General features: G+C 38.1%; 5 protein-coding genes. 1 reads left to right on the forward strand and 4 read right to left on the reverse strand.

The features are described from left to right. Positions 1-204 precede the first annotated feature (204 nt). The gene (locus AC06OU_RS15145; RefSeq protein ID WP_340881746.1) at positions 205-471 is read right to left on the reverse strand and encodes a late competence development ComFB family protein; all 267 of its coding nucleotides are present in this window, start codon (positions 469-471) and stop codon (positions 205-207) included. Positions 472-587: 116 nt separating this feature from the next. On the opposite strand from AC06OU_RS15145, the gene AC06OU_RS15150 reads away from it, so the two are divergent. Then, positions 588-743, forward strand: coding sequence for a lmo0937 family membrane protein (locus AC06OU_RS15150; RefSeq protein WP_169361363.1), 156 nt, complete (start codon positions 588-590; stop codon positions 741-743). A 27-nt stretch (positions 744-770) separates the two neighbouring features. On the opposite strand, the gene AC06OU_RS15155 is transcribed toward AC06OU_RS15150, so the two are convergent. The 3 genes from AC06OU_RS15155 to AC06OU_RS15165 all read right to left on the reverse strand — a co-directional run bounded on the left by AC06OU_RS15155 (position 771) and on the right by AC06OU_RS15165 (position 4,515). Beyond that, complete coding sequence (locus AC06OU_RS15155; protein WP_298471477.1) at positions 771-1,880, reverse strand: GNAT family N-acetyltransferase; 1,110 nt, start codon at positions 1,878-1,880, stop codon at positions 771-773. A gap of 152 nt (positions 1,881-2,032) precedes the next feature. Then, a complete protein-coding gene (locus AC06OU_RS15160) occupies positions 2,033-4,159 on the reverse strand; it encodes a heavy metal translocating P-type ATPase (protein WP_475856883.1) in 2,127 nt (708 codons plus the stop codon). Further along, positions 4,156-4,515 (reverse strand): ArsR/SmtB family transcription factor, encoded by a 360-nt coding sequence (locus AC06OU_RS15165; protein ID WP_475856885.1) that lies wholly within the window; start codon positions 4,513-4,515, stop codon positions 4,156-4,158. Before AC06OU_RS15165 ends, AC06OU_RS15160 begins: the two co-directional genes overlap by 4 nt. Between the last annotated feature and the right edge of the window lie 143 nt (positions 4,516-4,658).

Raw genomic sequence — 4,658 nt, forward strand, 5'->3', positions numbered from 1 at the left:
CATTCCGGAGGAGTCGCCCTCTGGAGTACAGTCGGAATTAAAAGAAATGTTTAGTTAACATCAACCAATAACTTTAACATAGCTTTTAAGTAAAATTACTACTGTTAGTATAGCTATTCCACTTCTTTTATTATACTCTCACATAGAATAACTCAATCCTCGCACGAAAGTATAAAAGAACCTTATCATAAGACAAGGCTCTTTTTATCTATGAGGATATTTTCCAACGACATGAATAGAATGGATAATTCTTTTATTAATCCACTCTAAGTTTTCTAATGTATTCATCCGTTCAAAAACAGCCTTTCTCCCTTTTTCAGTCGTTACATAATGGGTCGGAAGTGTATTTAAGCTTAATGCAATAATGTCTAATTCACATTGAGGACACTTACAAAACGTTTGATATTCTGACCCTCTCATCAATACTCTCACAAGGCTCTGAACGATTTCTTCCATAACGTTTGTTAACAATTCTATCCTTCTTTCATAATTCAAAAATTATTATTTATGTTTAACCTGTAATACCCCGGGGTATCTAATTAATAATAACACGTATTAATAATTTTAAGAAGAAAGGATGACTTATAATGGGTAGAATTTTATGGGGCATTGTCGTAGTACTTATTGTGCTATGGTTGTTAGGCCTACTTTTAGACTTTGGCGGAGGATTAATCCATACGCTGTTAATTATTGCAGGTATTATTTTCGTAATTCAACTTGTCACTGGTAGACGAGCCGTCTGACAAAAGGGGTTGCCATTAGGCAACCCCTTATCTTTTTGTCTTTGCATAAATACAAGTATCTCTTAATCTCTTACCATCAGCAGATAAGGAATCATGATGAAGAGTCCCTTCTAGTGTGTAATTTAATCTTTCAGCAACTGAACGACTCCTTACATTTTCACTGTCACAACGGATTTCAACTCGATTAGCTTTTAACTCCTCAAAGGCAAACGTAGTAATACGTTCAACTGCTTCAGTCATCAAGCCCTTACCTTCAAATTTACTATCAATCCAATAGCCAATCTCAAACTTTCTAACATCCCAATCAATTCGATGAAGTCCAGAACATCCGACGAATTCTCCTGTTTCCTTTAAAAACAAATGCAGTCGAAGATCCTTGCGAGTGATAAAATCTGCTACTGCCTGACGAAGATTTTGAACTCTTTGCTCAAGCGACTCCTTTTCTTGCGCCCAAGGCATCCAGTCCTTTAATGCATGCTGGGAAGCTAGCACTGCTTTTTGAACTGCCTCCGCATCCGCGACTTTAGGTGCTCGGATGATTAATCTTTCCGTATAAAATTCTTCTGGGAAGACCAATTCTTCTTTTACCTTTTCGATAATATGAAAGTCATCGTCCCACTTTACTGGAGTCGAAGTTCCTTTTATAAAATCGTCTCTCGTCATTCCGTATGTAACTGCATCATAGTACGATCCTTCTTTAGGCGAAAACCATGCTTGACGTAGCTGTGCTTCTTTAACAAAGCCTGCACGCTCAAACGTTTTTCTCATAGCAAAATTATCTTGGCGCGTATGACCCTCTAAGCGAATTTTTCCTTCTGGAAGATTAAATACGTATTCAGTAATCTTTTTTAAAGCAAGTGGCCCATATCCTCTTCCTCTGGCTTCATCCGCTATTCTTAAATCAAACAGAGGAATTTCATCCTGTAAATCATAGATTTTTACAATCCCAACTTTTTCATCTTGATCGTTCTCCACCCAAAAAGTCTTTACTTCATCAGATTGATATCCACCCTCTTCAATCGTCTTTTCAATCAACTCTCGTACAGGATGAGAATTCCCATGATATGGCCATGTGTTCGTTGTCATAAAATGTATCAGTTGCTCTTGCTCTTCCATCGTCCATTCTGTAAGTTTCATTGATAACCCTCCAAACCTAGTAATAATATATCTCGTCCTCTTTTTAGTTAAAATATAAACAATAATGAAATTTATATGCTGTCGGTATCGGCGGACGCTTTCCGCTGAGTGAGCGATAAGCGAGCACCGAAGATCCTGTTTGTACTGTCTAATTACTTACTTGTTTCTTCAAGCTCTTTTCCATTGCTAAACTTATTTAATAATCGTAAAGAGTTTAAGACTACTAGCAATGTAGCCCCCATATCTGCAAATATGGCAATCCATAGCGTTAACCAACCAGGAATAATAAGAAGAAGAGCTATAATCTTTAACCCTAATGCAAACATAATATTTTCTTTAATAATATGCAATGCTTTTCTACTCAAGCTAATAGTATAAGGTAATTTTTCTAAGTCATCGGCCATTAGCGCAACGTCCGCCGTCTCCAATGCAGCGTCCGTTCCTGCTCCGCCCATAGCTATGCCGACATTGGCAGCAGCTAGTGCTGGGGAGTCATTAACTCCATCTCCAATCATAGCAACTGCTCCGTACTTTTCTTTTAATCTCTCAATAGCCATTAGTTTTTGATCAGGCATTAATCCTGCATTCACATCGGTTATCCCTAGTTGAGCAGCAATAGCATTTGCCGTATTTGGATCGTCACCAGTCAGCATAACAGTATGCTTTATCCCAATATCCTTTAAATTTTGTAACACCTTACTGCTGGTAGAACGTATTGGGTCTGCAATGGCAACGAAGCCTCTATAGACCCCTTCCTCTGTCGCAAGGATTACCGTATTTCCTTCCATTTGAAGTTTCTCAACCTTTTGGAGAACATCCTCTGAAATTAAACTTATCGTTTTTATCCAAGCAACACTACCTACTGACCATTTTATACCATTTACTTTTGCTTCCGCACCTTTCCCTGTTATCGATTTAAATTCGTCCACTTCAATTGGATGGATATTGTTATTAGCACCATACTCCACAATGGCTTTAGCTAGTGGGTGTTGAGAGTACGCTTCAATAGACATTATATTTTGGATAAAATCATTTGAAGAGGCCGCTTCTACATATGTTACTTCTGGATAGCCTTTTGTAAGAGTTCCCGTTTTATCAAATGCGATTGCCTCGATTCGTCCAATCTCCTCTAGATGAACCCCACCCTTTATCAACACGCCATGCTTTGCCGCATTTCCAATCGCTGTAACAATCGCGACTGGCGTTGATACTACTAAGGCACAAGGACAGCCAACAACTAAAACAGCAAGACCTTGGTAAATCCAAAGCTTCCAGTCGCCACCTAGAAGTGAAGGAATTACTGCCACCAAAATTGCGATTCCAATTATTGCAGGGGTGTAGTACTTTGCAAACTTATCTACAAAACGTTGAGAAGGAGCTTTTTCTGCTTGCGCTTCTTCCACTAAATGAATAATTTTGGCTATGGTGGTATCTTCTACACGCTTCGTCACTTCGATTTCTAAGGAGCCCTCTTCATTTAGCGTACCTGCAAAAACATCTTCCCCTTTTGTTTTAACTACAGGAACAGATTCCCCAGTAATGGACGCCTGGTTTACTGTTGAGCTTCCTTTTAATACAATTCCGTCCATTGCAATTTTTTGTCCGGGCTTCACGATTAGCACGTCACCAATTTGTATAAACTCGGTATCTAATTCGATTAACTCATTGTTCCGACGTACAATTGCTGTCGGTGGAGCGATATCCATTAATTCACTAATCGATTGCCTAGCCTTATTGATGGAATATGCCTCTAAAGCTTCACTTAACGCAAACAAGAAGACAACAACCGCTCCCTCGCGCCATTCTCCAATGATGGCAGCACCAATTATTGCAATTGTCATTAGTGTCTTCATATCGAAGTAAAAGCGTGTTAAGTTGATAAACCCTCCCTTAAATAAGTCAAATCCACCGATTGCGATGGATAATACGAATAAGGAAAGAGCAACAGGATGAGATTCCTCATAAACAAAAGAAGCAATGACTCCTCCTATTAAAAATATTAGAGATATCAATGTTACAACGTTCTCTTTGCGTTTTAAAAAAGGGATCTTTTCTATTTTTCGTTGCGAAACAGGTACAACCTTGATGCCATCAAATGCACCAGCCTTTTCTATTTCCTCGACAGTTACGTCGCCTATAACAGAAACTTTTGCTGCTCCAAAGTTAACGGTTGCTTCCTGTACAGTTGGAAGACTTTTTATATTATTTTCAAACTTCCTCGCACAATTGGCGCATGATAAGTTTTCTAAACGATATTCCTTTTTTTCTATGCTATTCATGTTTCCACCTCTTCTATGGAATGCTCATATGCAATCTTAACAAGCTCATTAACATGATGATCTGCTAAAGAGTAATAAACGAGTTTTCCCTTACGTCGAGACTTCGCTAAAGACAAGTCTTTAAGAAAACGAAGATGATGGGATGCAGTTGCCACTGATGAGCCAATTATTTCGCTTACGTCACAAACACATAACTCCTCTTCAACCGTTAAGGCATAGGCAATTTTAAGCCTTGTTTCGTCCGCTAATGCTTTAAAGAGCATGACTAACTTTGTTAAATCTGGAATCTGTTGTTTTACCTCTTCTACTATTGTTTCATTTACTTTTGTTATTTCACATACATCCTTAGACTGCATTTAAGCACCTCATTCAAATAGTTGTTTGATTGTTCCTCTATTATATGTTCGGACAATTCTAAAATCAACCATCATTCAAATATATATTTGAATGATGGTTGATTTTAGAATTGTCCGAACATATAATAGAGGAACAATCAAAC

The organism is Psychrobacillus sp. (genome assembly GCF_056205495.1).

Coding starts and splice junctions, on each gene's coding strand:
- AC06OU_RS15150 (WP_169361363.1), top strand. CDS start 588: ATGGGTAGAATTTTATGGGGCATTGTCGTAGTACTTATTGTGCTATGG.
- AC06OU_RS15155 (WP_298471477.1), bottom strand. CDS start 1,880: ATGAAACTTACAGAATGGACGATGGAAGAGCAAGAGCAACTGATACAT.
- AC06OU_RS15160 (WP_475856883.1), bottom strand. CDS start 4,159: ATGAATAGCATAGAAAAAAAGGAATATCGTTTAGAAAACTTATCATGC.
- AC06OU_RS15165 (WP_475856885.1), bottom strand. CDS start 4,515: ATGCAGTCTAAGGATGTATGTGAAATAACAAAAGTAAATGAAACAATA.